Below are 15,721 nucleotides of genomic sequence, written 5' to 3' on the forward strand. Positions count from 1 at the left end.
TAAGGTTCAGTGGGCCATCATAACCGCAGCGGCTGGGGAGCGGTTGGGAACTGGATCCGGTCGATCAGCGGCAAGCGTCCGTAACGGCCTGTATCACCATGTCGTCGAGCTTGGGGAGCGCGTGTTCAAGCCGGTGCCTGGCCTCGCCGACAGTTTCTTCAATCGCTGACAGCGGCGCGTCGGCGACGACGATTGTCGTGGCGCCCTGCAGGCGATGGCCGACCCAACGCAGTTGCAGTTTTGGCACCGAGAATACACCGGGTGTCATTTCCAACGCCGCCTGGGCGCTGTCCAGCACCTCGGGTTCTATACCGTCCATCAGGCGTCGTCCGATGCTGCGAACCGTTCCCCAAAGCAGGACGATGATGGCGGCCGAAATCAGCAGGCCGACAATCGGGTCCGCCAAAGGGAAACCGAGCAGAACGCCGCCGGCTCCAAGCACCACGGCGAGGGAGGTGAATCCGTCAATGCGCGCATGCACGCCGTCGGCAACCAGTGCAGCTGACCCGATCTGCCGGCCGACCCTGATCCTGTAGACGGCCACAATTTCATTGCCCGCAAAGCCTATGATTCCGGCCGCAAGAACCCACCACAGATTGTGCAGGGGTTGGGGATGGAAAAGGCGATCGATGGATTGCCATGCGGCGACCACTGCTGAAAGCGCTACGACGCCGACAATGAACAGCCCGGCAAGATCCTCCGCCCGCCCGTATCCATAGGTGTAGCGACGGGTTGCCGCACGACGTCCCAGTATGAACGCGATCCACAATGGCACTGCGGTGAGCGCGTCCGAGAAGTTGTGGATTGTGTCGGCCAGCAATGCGACGGAGCCGCTGATGAGGACCACAAGAAACTGCAGGACCGTGGTGCCCAGGAGTATGAAAAGGCTGATCTTCAGTGCCCGGACGCCCTGCGTACTCGACTCGAGGGCATCATCGATTGAATCGGCGGAATCGTGGGTGTGCGGGACAAAGAGCTCATACAGCCACCCCTTGAGACCCTTGTGGTGCGTATGGGAGTGTCCGTCGTGGTCGTGGTCGTGGTCGTGGTCGTGGTCGTGGTCGTGCACGTGGTGCTCGTGATGACCAATTTGCGGGTGACCGCTCATGCCGATTCCTGTTCTGCGCGGTGGTGTGCCGGGGTACCGCCCAAGGCGTGCTCCGCCTGGAATATTGCATCCGCGACTAGCTGGCGGGCATGCTCGTTCTCGAGGCGGTACATGACCCTGGTTCCGTCCTGTCGCGTGGAAACCATTCTCGCCAAGCGCATTTTGGCAAGGTGCTGCGACACTGCGGCCGGAGACTTCCCTAGGAGTTCCGCCAGAGCTCCGACGGCCATTTCGCCGTTCCGGAGCGCCAGGACGATCCGGACCCTCGTGGCGTCAGCCAGCATCGCGAATACTTCCACAGCCAATTCAACGTATTGGCTATCGACCCCCAGCGAGCAAGCACTCTTATCTGCATTCATACGCAGATTCTTTCACACATCCCGACTAAACCGATATCGCGGACCCGGGATATCGAACCGGAAGCTGATGGGTCCGTGATGAGCGGGGTCAGAATGAAGTTCTCAATACCTCGGGAGTGAACTCTCCGTGAACCCGCGGACACTATCCACAGCCTTGTGCACACTGGGTAAAACCACGGAACCAAGGCATGGGTGCCCGGCTATCGCCTGAATGTCGGGGATCACGGCTTCATGTACATGGATGTCCACATGAATTGTCCACAGCTGTGGATAAAGTTACGCACTTCTGTGGAAAGAGGGTGGGTATCAGAGCCAAACTCCCGAGCTGCCCCGACGATGGCTGTCCAGAAGGTGGGTATCGATCATCCCGATCGCCTCCATCAGCGCGTACATGGTGGTGGGGCCCACGAACGCGAAGCCCTTCTTCCGCAGCGCCTTGGACAGCGCAATCGATTCCGGCGATTGGGTAGCGACGTCGGCAAAGGTGCGCGGTTCCGGCGTCGTCTTCGGTTGGAACGACCACACGAAGTCCACCAACCCGCCCTCGCTCCGCAAGGCGATCGTCGCCTTGGCGTTGGTGATGGCCGCACGGATCTTGAGGCGGTTGCGGACGATTCCCGAATCCTGCATCAACCGCTCCACGTCCGCCTCCGTGAAAGCCGCGACGCTTTCAGGGTGGAAGTCCAGGAAAGCGGACCGGAATGCCTCCCGCTTGCGCAAGATGGTGGCCCAGGACAGGCCCGCCTGGAAGCCCTCGAGGCTGATGCGCTCATACAAGCCCCGTTCGTCCCTTACAGGCATGCCCCACTCGTGGTCGTAGTACTCCCGCATGAGCGGGTCAACGGATGCCCACGGCGGACGCGCAAGGCCGTCGTCGCCAATGATGGTGCCGTTCTCGGGCGGGTTCATAGCTGTTCCTCCACAGGAAGCCGGGCAGAAGCTGTTGCTGCCATTGTGCCCCGGTCCTACGACATTCCCGTGACGCGCATGGTGATGTTGATCCGCCCCCTCGGCAGCCCGCAACCTTCAGGAGCCGTTCCCGAGAGGACTTTGGTGACTCCGTGGTACGCAAAACGGGAAGCGCCTCCGAACACGAAGAGGTCTCCTGAGGAGAGCCCGACGTCGGTATACGGCTTGGTGCGCGTCTCCGTGTTTCCGAAGCGGAAGAGGCAACTGTCTCCCATGCTGAGGGACACCACGGGGGCCCGGGACTTTTCGTCCTTGTCCTGGTGCATCCCCATCTTGGCGGTCTCGTCGTAGAAATTCACCAGCGCGGTGTCCGGCGTATACCTGGCGGCTTCGGCGGCGTCGCCGTACGCCTCCAACATTGCTTTGCGGCCTAGGCGCACCATCCAGTCAGGAAAGTCGAGGACCCGCCGCCCGTTGACGTCAAAGGCCTCGCGTGTGTATCGATAGGGCTGCCAGTGCCAGCCGAGGCAGACTGTCCGTACGGACATCGGGTGGCCGCCGGGAAGGACGGCGGCACGCAAGGGGACGGGACCCCGCGTCCACTCTTCGAAGCGGGCCACTATCCACCGCTGCTGCTCAAGGCTCAGCCAGCCCGGAACGTGCACCGCGCCGGGCGCGATCACCCGGGGACCGGCGTCGGGCGCGTCCGGCAACTCAAGGGGAAACAGCGGTTCCGTCCACCCGGAACTCATGCTGCCTCGAGAGCCAACAAGGCGCGCTTGGCTTCCGTGCCGCCGAGGTAGTTTCCGAACGATCCATCGGATTTCACCACCCGGTGGCAAGGCACAATCACCGGCAGCGGGTTGGTGGCGCAAGCGGTGCCGACGGCGCGCACGGCTCGCGGGCTTCCGGCCGCCAAGGCCACTTGCGCGTAGCTTTCCGTATGGCCGTAGGCGATCTGCGGCAAATGTTCCAGGACACTGAGCCGGAACCCGCGCGAAAGGCTGAAATCCAGGGGGAGGTCGAATTGGTGCCGGGTCCCGGCAAAATACTCGTCCAGTTCGCGGGCAGCCGGATCCAGGCGGCTCGCCGAGAAAAGGATCCGCGGACTGAGTTTTTCCGCGAGGAGCTGCAGTACGGCGTCGTGGTCTTCCACTTCGAACGCCACGCGCACCATGCCGCGTTCCGTGGCGGCGAGGAGCAGTTTGCCGATCGGGGAATCCACTGTGCGGTAGGCAATATCGAGCGTGTGCTGCTCCGCTGCAGCCGCTGCGAGGCGGTCGTGGAGCCGCTGCATGATGGCCGGTTCTGCGGATTCGAGGGGAGCGAGCAGCTCGGAGACGTCCGGATCGTCGTGGTGGATGGTCATGGGGTTTCTTCTTTCACGTAGCTCAAGGAGCTGTCGAGGAGAATGGTGCGCAACGCCTTGACGCCGTCGGCTCCCGCGCGGCGCGCGGCGTCGGGACTTCCGCCGAGGAGCCCGGCGACTTCTTTGTACGGGAGCCCGGCGAGGTAGTGGTATGCCACAGCTTGGCGCTGTTTCGGCGGAAGCTGCCCGACGGCGTCGAGCACCTCCCGGCGACCGTCGCCGGGGATGCCGAGTCCGGACGGTCGCACAGGCAGTTCGTCCACGGGAACCGGCCGGCGGTTCCTGGAGCGGACGATGTCGATGGACTTGCGGTGGGCGATGGTGACGAGCCAGGCCTGGACGTTGGCACCCGCCGGCAGTTCGGGGTAGGCCTTCAAGGCAGAGAGGAAAGTCTCGGACCAGCCGTCCTCCGCGTCATGGTCGCCGAGCACCGCGCGGCACACGCGCAGGACCGTGGGTCCGTGCTCGCGGACCACCAGCTCGAACGGCTTCTTGGGCTCCATTAGAAGAGCTTGCTTTCCTTTGCCGCCGCTGGTTCTTCCAGTTCCAGGAGGAACCGTTTGTTGTCGAGGCCGCCGGCGTAACCGGTGAGCTTCCCGTCGCGCCCCACAACCCGATGGCACGGGATGATGATGCTCAGCGGATTGCGGCCGACTGCCGAGCCGACGGCCTGGGAAAGGTTGCGATCGCCCAGTTCAGTGGCCAATTCCCCGTAGCTGACGGTTTCCCCGTACGGAATTTCTTCGAGTCTTGCCCAGACCCGCTCCTGGAAAGGATTCCCTGAAGCCTTGAACGGGACATCGAACACGGTCCGCTCGCCAGCCAGGTACTCGCCCAGTTCAAGAGCGGTTTGCTGGAACAAGGGATCCTCAGCCGGTACGGCCTCACCGAAGAACTCCGATGGCGGCATATGCCAATGATCCTCGAAGAAAATGCCGGTCAGCAGATCGTCCTGGGCAGTCAGCGTGAGCCGGCCCAGCGGGGAATCAATGGTTGTGTGCCTGGTGGTCATGTCTGGTAGACGCTGCAGGCGGCCGAAATGTGAGGTCGCCGCTCAGGAGCGCCAGCGCGTGGTCATGAGGAAGCCGACGATCGCGATGCCGAAGCCCGCCACGATGTTCCAGGACGCCCATGCAGGCACGGGAAGCTGGCCGCTGGTGATGTAGAACGTGATGATCCACAGCAGGCCGATGATCATGAGACCGAACATGACTGGCTTGTACCAGATGGGGTTCGGTTTGTACTGCTGCGTGGTGGCCGCTTCGGTGGGGCGGGCGGCCCTCTTGCGGGGCTTGGACTCGGGCACGGTTCCTCCTTGGCCGGCTGAATGAAAGGCCGCGCGCCGGCTTGATATCCTGCAGGAAGGAAAATTCCAGCGGTCAACGCGCACGCGGCAATTCCGGGGTTCGTTCTAGCAGTCAAGTCTAGCCGGATTTCGGGGGCTGCTCGTCGTCGGGCATCCGCGCCTGCAAAGAGGAGATCCAGTGGCGCAGCAGCAGACGCAGCAAGCCGCTGCCGTGCCGGACGACGGCACAGGAACCGGCGCGGAGGGTTCCGGTCCCGCGGGACACAAGCCGCGCCCGGCGAGGCGCAAGGGACGGCCAAGCACGGGGGACATCGTGCGCAAGATCGTCCAGGTCGTGGGCGAGTTGCTCGTCACCGCCGGACTTATCCTGCTGCTCTTTGTGGCGTGGGAACTGTGGTGGACCAACGTCGAAGCCGATGCCAAGCAAAGCCAGGCCGTCCAGGGTTTTGCCAAGAGTTTCGCGGGACCGGTGGCACCCGTTGTCCCTGCCAACCCTGCTGCACGGCCCGACTACGGGAAGCCCGTGGTTGCCGAGGCTCCCGAACACGGCGGCATGATCGGCATCATGTACATCCCTCGATTCGGCGCGGATTATTCGCGGCCCATCATCGAGGGCACCGGTTCCGACATCCTGGATACGCTGGGCCTCGGCCACTACGGAACCACGAGCATGCCCGGAGCCCCTGGCAACTTCGCCGTCGCCGGCCACCGCCAGACCCACGGCGCAGTGCTGGACAACATCCACCTCCTGGTTCCGGGCGACAAAATCTACGTGCAGACCAAAGACGGCTACTACACGTATGTCTTCCGCAACAACCAGATCGTGCTGCCCTCGCGGACGGACGTCCTTCTGCCGGTCCCCGCACAACCAGGTGCGACGCCCACCGAAAGCTACCTGACCATGACGAGCTGCAATCCGCGCTTCGGTGCGCAAGAACGCATCATCGCCTACTCCTTGTTGGAAAGCTGGCAGCCGGCATCAGCCGGGCCGCCGCAGGACATCGCCAAGCAAGTCGCCCAGACGGCCGGAAAGGGCTAAGCCATGTACGGATGGATCTTCCGCCACCTCCCGGGACCCCTCTGGGTGCGTATCCTGACATCAGCGGCACTCGTGGCATGCGCGCTTGTCCTGATGGTCCAGTTCCTCTTCCCCTGGATGTCACAATTCACTACCTTCACCGACTCAACGATTGGTTCAGCACAGCAGCCATGAGCACAACAAAAATCCTCGTCGTGGACAACTACGACAGCTTCGTCTACACCCTGGTCGGCTACCTGCAGGAGCTCGGCGCGGAAACCACAGTGGTCCGGAACGACGACGTCACTCTCGCCGAAGCGATCGAGCTGGCGGACGCGCGCGACGGCGTGCTGATCTCCCCCGGCCCCGGGACTCCCGCCGAAGCCGGCGTCTGCATTGAATTGATCAAATGGTGCGGAGACAACAACAAGCCGATGTTCGGGGTCTGCCTTGGGCACCAGGCGCTGGCCGAGGCCTACGGCGGGACTGTCACTCATGCCCCGGAGCTGATGCACGGCAAGACCTCACCTGTGCAGCACGACGGCAAGAGCGTTTTCGCCGGTCTGCCCTCGCCGGTGACGGCCACCCGGTACCACTCCCTCGCGGCTGTCCGGGAAAGCATCCCCGACGTCCTGGAAATCACGGCCGAAACCGCCAGCGGGGTTGTCATGGGCCTGCAGCATCGTTCGGCGCCGTTGTGCGGGGTGCAGTTCCACCCGGAATCGGTGCTCACCGAAGGCGGCTACCTCATGCTGGGCAACTGGCTTGAATCACTCGGAATGTCCGGGGCGGCCGCCCGTGCTGCCACCCTGAGTCCGCTGATCCAGCGCTAGCCGCCTAGTCCGCCCAGGCCTCCGCCGCCCTTGGTGTCGCTAGGCGACGGCGTGGGGGTCGGGGTGGGACTCGGGGGCGGGGCTGGAGCCTTAGCGACAATCACGCTGATGGTCTTGCCCTGCTCTACCAGGGAATTGAAGGCATCGCCCTGGCCCGTCACCTTTCCAGGGGTTACTTGCGAGTTCTCCTGTTCGGTGACCGCGATGGCCAGGCCGTTCGCCTTGAGCAGCGCTTCTGCATCAGCCTCGCTCAAACCGACGAGTTGAGGCACGGCTACCTTGCCCGTGGACACCACCAGGTCGACGGTGCTGCCCACGCCCACTACAGCTCCCGAAGCCGGCTTGGTGCTGATGACGGAGCCCGCGGGAACGGTGGCACTATTGGCCAAGGTACTCGACCCACCCACGAGTCCGGCCTGGCGCAGGAGGTCGCGTGCAGCGGCCTCGGTGAGCCCGCTCAGGCCTGCAGGGACAGTCGCCGAGACCGGCCCGTCAGAAACGTTCAGCATGACTTGCGATTTCGGCGCCACTTGGGACCCCACGCCAGGGTCGGTGCTGATCACAGTCCCCTTGGGGACCTTGTCATCCGGGACATGGTGCGACTCCGGGCTGAGATTGGCGCCGTACAGCGTCTGCAACGCCGTGGCCTCGCTCATGCCGGCCACCGCCGGTACCGCGATCAACGGGGGCGGGGTCGGCTTCTGGTTCACCGTGCTGTACACCCAGAATCCGCCGCCGGCCAAGACCAGTAGCACCAAAATAACAACCACTGCGGTCCACGCACGACGGCGGGACTTCTGCCGGGCGGTCCGCTCGCGTTCAGGGGCGAACCCAAGCGGCATGGCGCCGTCGTGCTCTGCCTCAGACTCCGCCGCCTCCCGGGCCAGCATGTCCTGGCCGCCGGCGGCCAGGCCGTTTTCCGGCCCTCCGCTCAGGGTGCTGTCCAGGACTTCGGCGCCCACCAGGCCGCGCGCCAAGCCGCCTTCCGGAATCGGCTGCGTCAACGGCACCGCCTCCGTGACGTCCGTTGGGGTGCCGGCGGCCAGGGCCGGGACCGCAACGCCGTTCTTGGCCGCACGCAAGGCCCGCCGGAAGGCAGCCGCATCCTGGAAACGATCGGCGCGATTCTTCTGCAGGCCCTTGGCCAGAACACTGTCGAGTGCCTCTGAAACGGCTGGATTGAAGGTGCTGGCGGGCTCCGGGATCTCGCGGACATGCTGGTAGGCCACCGAGACAGGGCTGTCTCCCGTGAACGGAGGACGGGACGTCAGCATTTCAAACAGGAGGCACGCCGCGGAATACAGATCACTGCGGGCGTCCACGGTCTCGCCGAGGGCCTGCTCGGGCGACAGGTACTGGGCAGTACCAACCACGGCCTGCGTCTGGGTCATGGTTGCCGCGGAATCGGCCATCGCCCGTGCGATTCCGAAGTCCATGACCTTCACGTCGTTTGACTCTCCGGTCACCATGACGTTGGCCGGCTTGATATCGCGATGGACGATCCCGGCCTTGTGGCTGTACTCCAGGGCGGCAAGGACCCCAAGGATGAACTCGATGGCCTGATCGATGTCCAGTTCCTTGGCACGGATCAGGTCGCGGACAGTCCGGCCGGACACGTATTCCATGACGATGTATGGGACCCGGACGTCCTCGCCCGGCCCGCCGGACACCGTGTACTCGCCCGTGTCGTAGATAGCGACGATCGAGGAATGGTTCAAGGCCGCCACCGCCTGCGCCTCGCGCTTGAAACGGGCGTGGAACTGCGGATCACGGGCGAGATCGGCGCGGAGCAGTTTTACCGCCACGGTTCGTCCAAGAACAGTGTCGACGCCCTTGTAGACATCGGCCATGCCACCACGGCCGAGCAATTCACCGAGTTCGTACCGCCCGTTGAGGACGCGCTGGGATGTCATTGGAGTGCTGTCCTCTCTGTGGGCAGGTGTAGAGCGTCCGGTTGGCATGGTGTCCTACGGGGTGGTCTTAGTGGAAGGAGACGGGTTCGAGTTCGGCTTGGACAAGTGATAGGTCACGACGGACCCGGCGGGTACTTTCTGCCCGGCCGCGGGATCGGAACTGACGAATGTTCCCGGCGCCTGGCCGGTTGCTCCGTCAACGGTGGCTCCAGTGACCCAGCGCAGGCCCGCACCTTCGATAGCGGCCTGTACTTGTGATTCGGTGGCTCCCTTGCCGATGGTCGGCACGGTGACCATCTGCGGTCCCTTGGAGTAGCTGACGGTGATGGTCGATCCCTTGGCCACCGGGCCGGAAGGATTGATGTCGATGACAGTGCCGGGCGTGGATGGATCGAAGACCTGGACTCCGTTGACCGCGAGGCCGAGTGCATTGAGGTCCGAGCGCACCTTGTCGTACGGCTGTCCCTTGTACTGCTCCGGGATCAGGTTGATGGTATCCGGGGTGGACGTAGTGGGCGTCGGGGTGGCCGAGGTTTCCGTGGGGCTCGGACTTGCCGAGGTTGGCGGTGCGCTCGAGACCCGGGACGGAGGAGTGGTGCTAGCCGGTGCTGGACTGCTCGGCGAGAACAACCCTGACTGGGTCAGGAGCGCCCCCACCAGGGCGAGCAACACGAGCACGATCAGCGCGATGAGCGGCCACGTCCACGGGCTGCGTTTCTTCCGCGGCGGCTCTTGCTCCTGGTACTCCTCTTCTTCATGGATGTACGCGTTGTGCTCGTCGGCCTGATCCAAGCTGCGTTCGGCGGCCAGGGCATTGGCACGGGCCAGCGGATTTCCACCTTCGGCGGCAGCCCCCACCGCAGCGGCTCCCGCGGCGGCGGCGCCAATCACCGGGAGCGCCGACGTCGACGTCGACCGTGCTTCCCTGCCGTAGGGCGAGGTGACGATGCCGGTGGGCGCGGTGGCAATGTCCGTAGGGGCAGTGATAGGGCCCGTGGCGGATTCGAACAGCAACATCCCCGGGACGGCCGCGTGTGCCGTTGCGATATCGCCAGCGCGGATCGCTTCCGCGGCTTCGGCCAGCTTGATGGCATCCGCGGGACGGTTCTTCGGATCCTTGGCGAGCATGGACATCAGCAGGGCGCGAATGGGGGTGGGCAGGCTTTCAGGCAGCGGCGGCGGGGCGTCGTTGACCTGGGCCAGCGCAATCGCGATCTGGGATTCTCCCGAAAAAGGACGGTGCCCTGTAAGGCACTCGTAGCCGATGATCCCCAGGGAATAGATGTCCGAGGCGCCTGTGGCTGTTTGTCCCGTGGCCTGCTCCGGAGCCAGGTATTGCGCCGTACCCATGACCTGGCCGGTCTGCGTGAGCGGAACCTGGTCGGCGAGGCGGGCGATACCGAAGTCGGTGATCTTGACACGGAAATCCGGCGTGATCAGGAGGTTGCCCGGTTTGATGTCCCGGTGTACCAGCCCTTGGGCATGTGCAGGGGCCAGCGCCCGGGCGGTTTGGGAAATGATGGACAGGGTGCGGTCCGGTGAAAGGACCTGCTCGTGCTCCAGGATGCTGCTCAGCGGCTGACCCGGCACCAATTCCATGACCAGGTAGGCGGAGCCGTCTTCCTCTCCGTAATCGAAGACGTTGGCGATCCCCACGTGATTGAGCAACGCGGTGTGGCGGGCCTCGGCGCGGAAACGTTGGAGGAACCCGGGGTCGCCCGTGTATTCCTCTTTGAGTACCTTGATGGCGACGATCCGGCCAAGGATCTGGTCCTTGGCCCTCCAGACCTCTCCCATGCCGCCAATCGCTATGCGACTGGTCAGCTGGAACCTGCCGCCGAGGGTGATTCCTGACGTAGGCCTCACTTGTTCAACACCGCCTCAAAAATCTTCTTCGCGTTCGGACTGGTTAGCTTTGCGCCGGTAGACACATCAACGCCTTCCATGACAATGGTGACGGCTACCTGCGGGTCGTTGGCCGGGGCGAACCCGGTAAACCATGAGTTGTTCAAGCCTGAATCGCCGAGTTGCGCGGTACCGGTCTTGCCGGCCACCTGGACTCCCGGCACTGCGGCGCCGCTCGCAATGCCCTGGGACACGACGTCGGTCATCCACTGCGTGATCTGGTTGGCGATATCGGGCGTGGTGGAAGTACGCAGCGCCTCGGCCTTGGGCTCGCTGATGACACGCAGGTCAGGTGCCCGCACAGTCTTGATGAGGTTCGGCTTCATCTGGACGCCCTTATTGGCAATAGCGGCGGTCATCATGGCGATTTGCAGCGGAGTGGCCCTGACGTCACGCTGCCCGACGGCGGACTGGGCCAGCGCTGCTTGGTCCAGGTTCTTGGGGAAGACGCTGACCGCGGACTGCAGCTTGAGCTGGTCCCCGAAATCCTGTCCGAAGCCGAACTTGCTGGCCTGGTCCGCGATCGCGTTTTGGCCCAGGTCCAGGGCAATGCTGGCGAAGGGCGTGTTGCATGACTGTTCCAGGGCGAAAGCGAAATCGGCGGTGTTGCGGGTGGAGCAGTTGCCCCCGGCATAGTTGGGCAGCGAGGCGCTGGAACCGGGCAACGGCAGACTGTCCGGGTTCGGCAGGACGCTGTCCTTGTTGTACTTCCCGGAGCTCAATGCTGCCGCCGTATCGACGAGCTTGAACACTGAACCGGGCGCCAACAGCTCGCCGGTGGGTCCGCTCACGGACTGGTTCAGGTTGATGCCGGGGACCTGGTTGATTTGGTCGTAACCGGCCTTCTCCTTGGCAGGATCGTGCGTGGCGATCAGGTTGGGGTTATAGGACGGCTTGGAGACCATCGCGATGATGGCGCCCGTCTTCGGATTGGTGACGACGATCGAGCCGCGCTGGCCGTCAGGAATGAGGTCGTAGGCGAGCTTCTGTATCACGGGATCAAGGGTCAATTCCACCGAGGCGCCCTTCGGCTGGCTCCCAAGGAAAATCTGGCTCACACGGTCCAGGAAGAGTTGGTCGGAGCTGCCAGCCAGTTCATCCCGGAGCTGTTGCTCAAGCCCGGTGGACCCATAGGTCCTGGAGAAGTATCCCGTGATCCCCGCATAAAGCTCCGGCTGGGCGTAACTGCGCTGGTACTTGCAGGTTTCGTCTCCGGCAACGGATTCGGCGATTGGCTTGCCGCCCACGATGATGGCACCGCGGTCGTTGCAGTAGTTCGCCAGGACAGCGCGCTGGTTCCACGGATTGTCGTTGAGGTCGCCGGCGCCAATGACCTGGACATAACTGATCGCGCCAAAGAGGAGGGCGAACATGGCAACTGCCGCCATCCACGCATTGCGTATGGAATGGTTCATGAGGTCTGCACCGCCTCTGTGGGGGCATGGGTAATGGGCGTAGTGTCCACCGGGCCGCGCGCGGTGTTCGAAATCATGAGCAGCAAGCCCACGATGATCCAGTTGGCAAGCAAGGAGGAACCGCCTGCCGCAAGGAATGGAGTGGTGAGTCCGGTCAGCGGGATCAGCCGGGTGACGCCGCCGATCACCACGAAGCACTGCAGCGCTATGGCAAAGGACAGGCCACAAGCCAAGAGTTTGCCGAACGCGTCCCGCGCGCCAAGAGCAGCGCGGAACCCCCGGGTGAAGAGCAGCATATAGAGCATCACGACGGCAAAGAGACCGATCAGTCCCAGTTCCTCACCGATGAGGGCCACGATCATGTCGCTGTTGGCGAACGGCACCAGATCCGGCCGGCCTTGTCCGAGCCCTGTGCCTCCGAGGCCGCCGTCGGCCATGCCGAAGAGGCCCTGGACGATCTGTCCACTGCCGCCCGGGGACCGGTCGAAGACTTCCGGGGTGAAGGCGTTCCACCAGCTGTCCAGGCGGAACGCGACGTGCGAGAAGAACCTGGACGCCAGGAATCCGCCACCCAGGATCAGTGCGACGCCGATGACTACCCAGCTGATCCGGCTTGTTGCCACATAGATGATGACGATGAACAAGCCGAAGAAAAGGATCGAGGTGCCGAGGTCCCGCTGGAACACGAGGATGCCGATGCTCACGAGCCAAGCCGTGATCATGGGGCCAAGATCCTTGAAGCGCGGCAATTGCATGGGACCGATTTTGCGGCCGGCAAGCAGGATGAGGTCCCGGTTGGAGGAAAGATAGCCTGCGAAGAATATAGCCAGGGTAATCTTGGCGATTTCGCCTGGCTGGAAAGTCATGGGACCGATCCGGATCCAGACGCTCGCGCCCAGCACCTCGCCGGCGGAGATTCCGGGAACCAGCGGCAATACAAGGAGAACCGCGCTGGCCGCCAGCGAGATGAAGGTGAAGCGGCGAAGGATGCGGTGGTCCTTGAGGAACCAGATCACAACGATTGACACGGCCATGGCCAGGAGGGTCCAGCGCAACTGGTTGTTTCCCGTGTCCTCGCCAGGCTGGTCCATGCGATGGATCAGGGCCAGTCCCAAGCCGTTGAGTGCAACCACGATCGGAAGGATGATCGGATCGGCATATTTCGCGCGGAACCTGAGGATCATGTGGAAAGCGAATGCCGCCACGATCAAGAGACTCGACTGGAACCAGAAATCGGCGTCGAACGCGGCCGGACTGTTGAGCCCGACCATGGCGCTGGCGCCGATTCCCACAGCAAGGGCAAGGACCAGCAGGACGAGCTCGACGTTGCGGCGCGGCCTGGGTGTGGTGGTGGCCAGGATCATGGGGACACCGCGCACGTAGGGACCGCCGTGGACGTCGGCGACGATGTTGGCCGGTTCGAGGGACTCGGGCTCGCCGGCGTGGGGCCTGTTGTGGGCGAGGGACTCGCCGTCGGTTTGGCCGTGCCTGTGGGGCATGTGACTGGAAGCCCGGTGGTGCCCTTTTCCTGAAGGTTTTTCACAATCTGCTGGGCATCGGCCAGATCCCGCGCCGGAACGGTCTGGCGAACGACTTGTTGCGTGAATTCAGGCAAGGAATCCATGCGGATGTTCGTCGTGGCCTCGACTTTCGAGAGCTGGAACGGGCCCAGGCTCTGCGAAATGCCGTTGAATATTGCGACGTGCTGATTGAATTCACCGACGTAGTAGCGAGTCTGCGTCCACGCATAGCCGAGCCACAGCCCGGCGACCACGAAGATGGCCAAGACGGCGGCAATGGCCGGCGTCAACCAGCGCCGCTTCCGGGCGACAAGCGGTTGCGGATCCTGGCGGTCCTGTTCGGCCTTGTGGGTCAGCACCGTGGCAGCCCGGCGTGCAACGCTGCGTCCGGCTATGGTCGGGATCGAACCCGTATCGGCCGCGGTCGCGGCGGCCCCGACCAGCTCGTGCGGACGGCTTGCGAGCTCTTCGCGGAGGATCTCCGCCGACAGGTGCTCGCCAAGGTGCGGGTCTGTCGCCGTCGGAGGCTCGGTGGTCCCGGCAGGTTTTGCGGAACCCGCTACAGGACGCGGCGCTGCGGGCTCCGCGGCGGCGGATGGCCCGGCGTCGGACGTTGTTTCCGGCGGCGCTACGGCAGGCGTGACCCCGCCGGCCGCGGGGCTGTTGGCTCCGGATTTTTTGGCCGGGGCCGCCGCATCGCTGCCGTGCGAGCTGTCCTTGCTCGGTGCGGACTTCGCGGGATCGGCCGCTTTCGGCGGCACCTGCGCTTCCGGGACGACGTCGACGGCGGCCGTGCTGAGGTTATCGCGGGTCTCTTCCACGATTTCCAACAGCACCACGGTGACATTGTCCGGAGCCCCGTTGGCGAGAGTGAGCTCAATGAGGAGCTCGGCGCATTCGGCGAGGTCCTTGGTTTCGCGGACTACTTGCTCCACGACTGCGCCTTGGACGTAGTTCAGGCCGTCGGAGCAGAGGAGCCAGCGTTCGCCCGGTTCGACGTCGAGCTCGTCGAGGTCCAGCTCGGGGCTGGCGTCCACGTCGCCCAGGACGCGCATGAGGACGTTCTTGTGCGGGTGGGTTTCGGCTTCCTCGGGGCGCAGCCGGCCTTCGTCGATCAGCCTCTGCACGAAAGTGTGGTCCACGCTGATTTGCTCGAATTTGCCATTGCGCAGGCGGTAGGCGCGGGAATCGCCGATGTGCGCGAAGTGCAGCCGCCTGCCTTCGAGCAGCAGGGCGGTGACCGTGGTGCCCATGCCCGCGAGCTTCGGGTCTACGTGGACGAGTTCGGAGAGGAGGGAATTGGCAGTCTGGATTTCGTCCGCGAGGACTGTTTCCGCGCCGTCCGGGTAGGAATCGTGATCGAGGTGGATCATGTCCAGCACGGTGGATGCCGAGGCGACGTCCCCGCCCGCGTGCCCGCCCATGCCGTCCGCGACGACGGCAAGATGCCGGCCGGCATATGCGGAGTCGTCATTCTTCGAGCGGACACGCCCGACGTCGGACCGCGCCGCGTAACGCATGATGAGGGGGAGCTCCGGAGGCAGCGCCTTGCCTTCGGAAGGCTGGGGGGAAGCCATGGGCTACGCCCTCAATTCGATGACCGTCTTGCCGATCCTCACGGGGACGCCAAGCTCCACCGGCAGGGCTCGGGTCAGTTGCTGATCGGCGAGGTAGGTGCCGTTGGTGGAGCCAAGATCTTCGATGAACCATCGGCTGCCCTGGGGGAACAAGCGCGCGTGCCTGCCCGAAGCATAATCATCCTCGAGGACCAAGGTGGCCTCTTGTGCGCGGCCCAGCAGAATGGGGCTCGCGGCCAAAGGAAGCGTGGTGCCCTTGAGCGGGCCCTCGACGACGACGAGCTGGTGCGCCTGCTGCTTCACGGGCTGGGGCGGCGCCGGGGCGAGCTCCGGATGCTTGCGTACTTCGCGCGCCGTCGGAGTTCCCATGGCTGCCTTGCGGCCGATCACGAGATCGCGACGCATGGTCGAGACGATGCTGAAGATCAGTATCCAGAGCAACAGCAGGAAGCCGAAGCGGAGTGCGGTGATGGTCAGTTCGCTGATGTC

16 protein-coding genes are annotated in these 15,721 nt (G+C 64.1%); 2 read left to right on the plus strand and 14 right to left on the minus strand.

Features of this window, described 5'->3' with window-relative positions; genetic code table 11:
* Window positions 1-64: 64 nt before the first annotated feature.
* The 8 genes from QRN51_RS03120 to QRN51_RS03155 all read right to left on the minus strand — a co-directional run bounded on the left by QRN51_RS03120 (window position 65) and on the right by QRN51_RS03155 (window position 5,051).
* A complete protein-coding gene (locus QRN51_RS03120) occupies window positions 65-1,108 on the minus strand; it encodes a cation diffusion facilitator family transporter (protein WP_284988569.1) in 1,044 nt (347 codons plus the stop codon).
* The gene (locus QRN51_RS03125) at window positions 1,105-1,467 is read right to left on the minus strand and encodes an ArsR/SmtB family transcription factor (protein ID WP_059388880.1); all 363 of its coding nucleotides are present in this window, start codon (window positions 1,465-1,467) and stop codon (window positions 1,105-1,107) included. The genes QRN51_RS03120 and QRN51_RS03125 overlap by 4 nt, the downstream gene beginning before the upstream one ends.
* A gap of 306 nt (window positions 1,468-1,773) precedes the next feature.
* Window positions 1,774-2,376: a DNA-3-methyladenine glycosylase I gene (locus QRN51_RS03130; protein WP_284988570.1), complete on the minus strand. Its 603-nt coding sequence runs from the start codon at window positions 2,374-2,376 to the stop codon at window positions 1,774-1,776.
* Window positions 2,377-2,432: 56 nt separating this feature from the next.
* Window positions 2,433-3,128, minus strand: a complete 696-nt coding sequence (locus QRN51_RS03135) for an alpha-ketoglutarate-dependent dioxygenase AlkB family protein (protein WP_284988571.1) — start codon at window positions 3,126-3,128, stop codon at window positions 2,433-2,435.
* Window positions 3,125-3,745 carry a methylated-DNA--[protein]-cysteine S-methyltransferase gene (locus tag QRN51_RS03140; protein ID WP_284988572.1) on the minus strand — a complete coding sequence of 207 codons (621 nt, stop codon included), beginning with the start codon at window positions 3,743-3,745 and terminating at the stop codon, window positions 3,125-3,127. The genes QRN51_RS03135 and QRN51_RS03140 overlap by 4 nt, the downstream gene beginning before the upstream one ends.
* Window positions 3,742-4,248, minus strand: a complete 507-nt coding sequence (locus tag QRN51_RS03145; protein WP_284988573.1) for an RNA polymerase sigma factor — start codon at window positions 4,246-4,248, stop codon at window positions 3,742-3,744. Before QRN51_RS03145 ends, QRN51_RS03140 begins: the two co-directional genes overlap by 4 nt.
* A complete protein-coding gene (locus QRN51_RS03150; RefSeq protein WP_284988574.1) occupies window positions 4,248-4,757 on the minus strand; it encodes a methylated-DNA--[protein]-cysteine S-methyltransferase in 510 nt (169 codons plus the stop codon). Before QRN51_RS03150 ends, QRN51_RS03145 begins: the two co-directional genes overlap by 1 nt.
* Before the next feature lie 42 nt (window positions 4,758-4,799).
* The gene (locus QRN51_RS03155; protein ID WP_059388883.1) at window positions 4,800-5,051 is read right to left on the minus strand and encodes a cell division protein CrgA; all 252 of its coding nucleotides are present in this window, start codon (window positions 5,049-5,051) and stop codon (window positions 4,800-4,802) included.
* Between the two features lie 178 nt (window positions 5,052-5,229).
* Here QRN51_RS03155 and QRN51_RS03160 point away from each other — a divergent pair, with 178 nt between their 5' ends.
* The gene (locus QRN51_RS03160; protein WP_502870841.1) at window positions 5,230-6,090 is read left to right on the plus strand and encodes a class E sortase; all 861 of its coding nucleotides are present in this window, start codon (window positions 5,230-5,232) and stop codon (window positions 6,088-6,090) included.
* Window positions 6,091-6,260: 170 nt separating this feature from the next.
* On the plus strand, window positions 6,261-6,902 hold the full coding sequence (locus tag QRN51_RS03165) for an aminodeoxychorismate/anthranilate synthase component II (RefSeq protein WP_059388885.1): 642 nt from the start codon (window positions 6,261-6,263) through the stop codon (window positions 6,900-6,902).
* Here the strand turns inward: QRN51_RS03165 and pknB are convergent.
* From pknB to QRN51_RS03195, 6 genes are read right to left on the minus strand one after another with little or no spacing between them, the layout of a single operon-like run.
* Window positions 6,899-8,863: a Stk1 family PASTA domain-containing Ser/Thr kinase gene (gene pknB / locus QRN51_RS03170; RefSeq protein WP_502870842.1), complete on the minus strand. Its 1,965-nt coding sequence runs from the start codon at window positions 8,861-8,863 to the stop codon at window positions 6,899-6,901. The genes QRN51_RS03165 and pknB overlap by 4 nt on opposite strands.
* 6 nt (window positions 8,864-8,869) lie before the next feature.
* Window positions 8,870-10,681, minus strand: coding sequence for a protein kinase domain-containing protein (locus QRN51_RS03175; RefSeq protein WP_284988576.1), 1,812 nt, complete (start codon window positions 10,679-10,681; stop codon window positions 8,870-8,872).
* Window positions 10,678-12,135: a penicillin-binding transpeptidase domain-containing protein gene (locus QRN51_RS03180; protein ID WP_059388886.1), complete on the minus strand. Its 1,458-nt coding sequence runs from the start codon at window positions 12,133-12,135 to the stop codon at window positions 10,678-10,680. Before QRN51_RS03180 ends, QRN51_RS03175 begins: the two co-directional genes overlap by 4 nt.
* Entirely contained in the window at window positions 12,132-13,499 is a 1,368-nt protein-coding gene (locus QRN51_RS03185) for an FtsW/RodA/SpoVE family cell cycle protein (RefSeq protein WP_059388888.1), read from the minus strand. Before QRN51_RS03185 ends, QRN51_RS03180 begins: the two co-directional genes overlap by 4 nt.
* Window positions 13,496-15,232, minus strand: coding sequence for a PP2C family protein-serine/threonine phosphatase (locus QRN51_RS03190; protein WP_284988578.1), 1,737 nt, complete (start codon window positions 15,230-15,232; stop codon window positions 13,496-13,498). The genes QRN51_RS03185 and QRN51_RS03190 overlap by 4 nt, the downstream gene beginning before the upstream one ends.
* A gap of 3 nt (window positions 15,233-15,235) precedes the next feature.
* Window positions 15,236-15,718 carry an FHA domain-containing protein FhaB/FipA gene (locus tag QRN51_RS03195; protein WP_059390255.1) on the minus strand — a complete coding sequence of 161 codons (483 nt, stop codon included), beginning with the start codon at window positions 15,716-15,718 and terminating at the stop codon, window positions 15,236-15,238.
* Window positions 15,719-15,721 lie beyond the last annotated feature (3 nt).

Origin of the sequence: Arthrobacter sp. efr-133-TYG-120, from assembly GCF_030209785.1 — a bacterium.
In the GTDB taxonomy this organism is placed as follows: domain Bacteria; phylum Actinomycetota; class Actinomycetes; order Actinomycetales; family Micrococcaceae; genus Arthrobacter.

Coding starts and splice junctions, on each gene's coding strand:
- QRN51_RS03145 (WP_284988573.1), bottom strand. CDS start 4,248: ATGGAGCCCAAGAAGCCGTTCGAGCTGGTGGTCCGCGAGCACGGACCC.
- pknB (WP_502870842.1), bottom strand. CDS start 8,863: ATGCCAACCGGACGCTCTACACCTGCCCACAGAGAGGACAGCACTCCA.
- QRN51_RS03180 (WP_059388886.1), bottom strand. CDS start 12,135: ATGAACCATTCCATACGCAATGCGTGGATGGCGGCAGTTGCCATGTTC.
- QRN51_RS03140 (WP_284988572.1), bottom strand. CDS start 3,745: ATGACCATCCACCACGACGATCCGGACGTCTCCGAGCTGCTCGCTCCC.
- QRN51_RS03125 (WP_059388880.1), bottom strand. CDS start 1,467: ATGAATGCAGATAAGAGTGCTTGCTCGCTGGGGGTCGATAGCCAATAC.
- QRN51_RS03165 (WP_059388885.1), top strand. CDS start 6,261: ATGAGCACAACAAAAATCCTCGTCGTGGACAACTACGACAGCTTCGTC.
- QRN51_RS03130 (WP_284988570.1), bottom strand. CDS start 2,376: ATGAACCCGCCCGAGAACGGCACCATCATTGGCGACGACGGCCTTGCG.
- QRN51_RS03135 (WP_284988571.1), bottom strand. CDS start 3,128: ATGAGTTCCGGGTGGACGGAACCGCTGTTTCCCCTTGAGTTGCCGGAC.
- QRN51_RS03120 (WP_284988569.1), bottom strand. CDS start 1,108: ATGAGCGGTCACCCGCAAATTGGTCATCACGAGCACCACGTGCACGAC.
- QRN51_RS03185 (WP_059388888.1), bottom strand. CDS start 13,499: ATGATCCTGGCCACCACCACACCCAGGCCGCGCCGCAACGTCGAGCTC.
- QRN51_RS03150 (WP_284988574.1), bottom strand. CDS start 4,757: ATGACCACCAGGCACACAACCATTGATTCCCCGCTGGGCCGGCTCACG.
- QRN51_RS03190 (WP_284988578.1), bottom strand. CDS start 15,232: ATGGCTTCCCCCCAGCCTTCCGAAGGCAAGGCGCTGCCTCCGGAGCTC.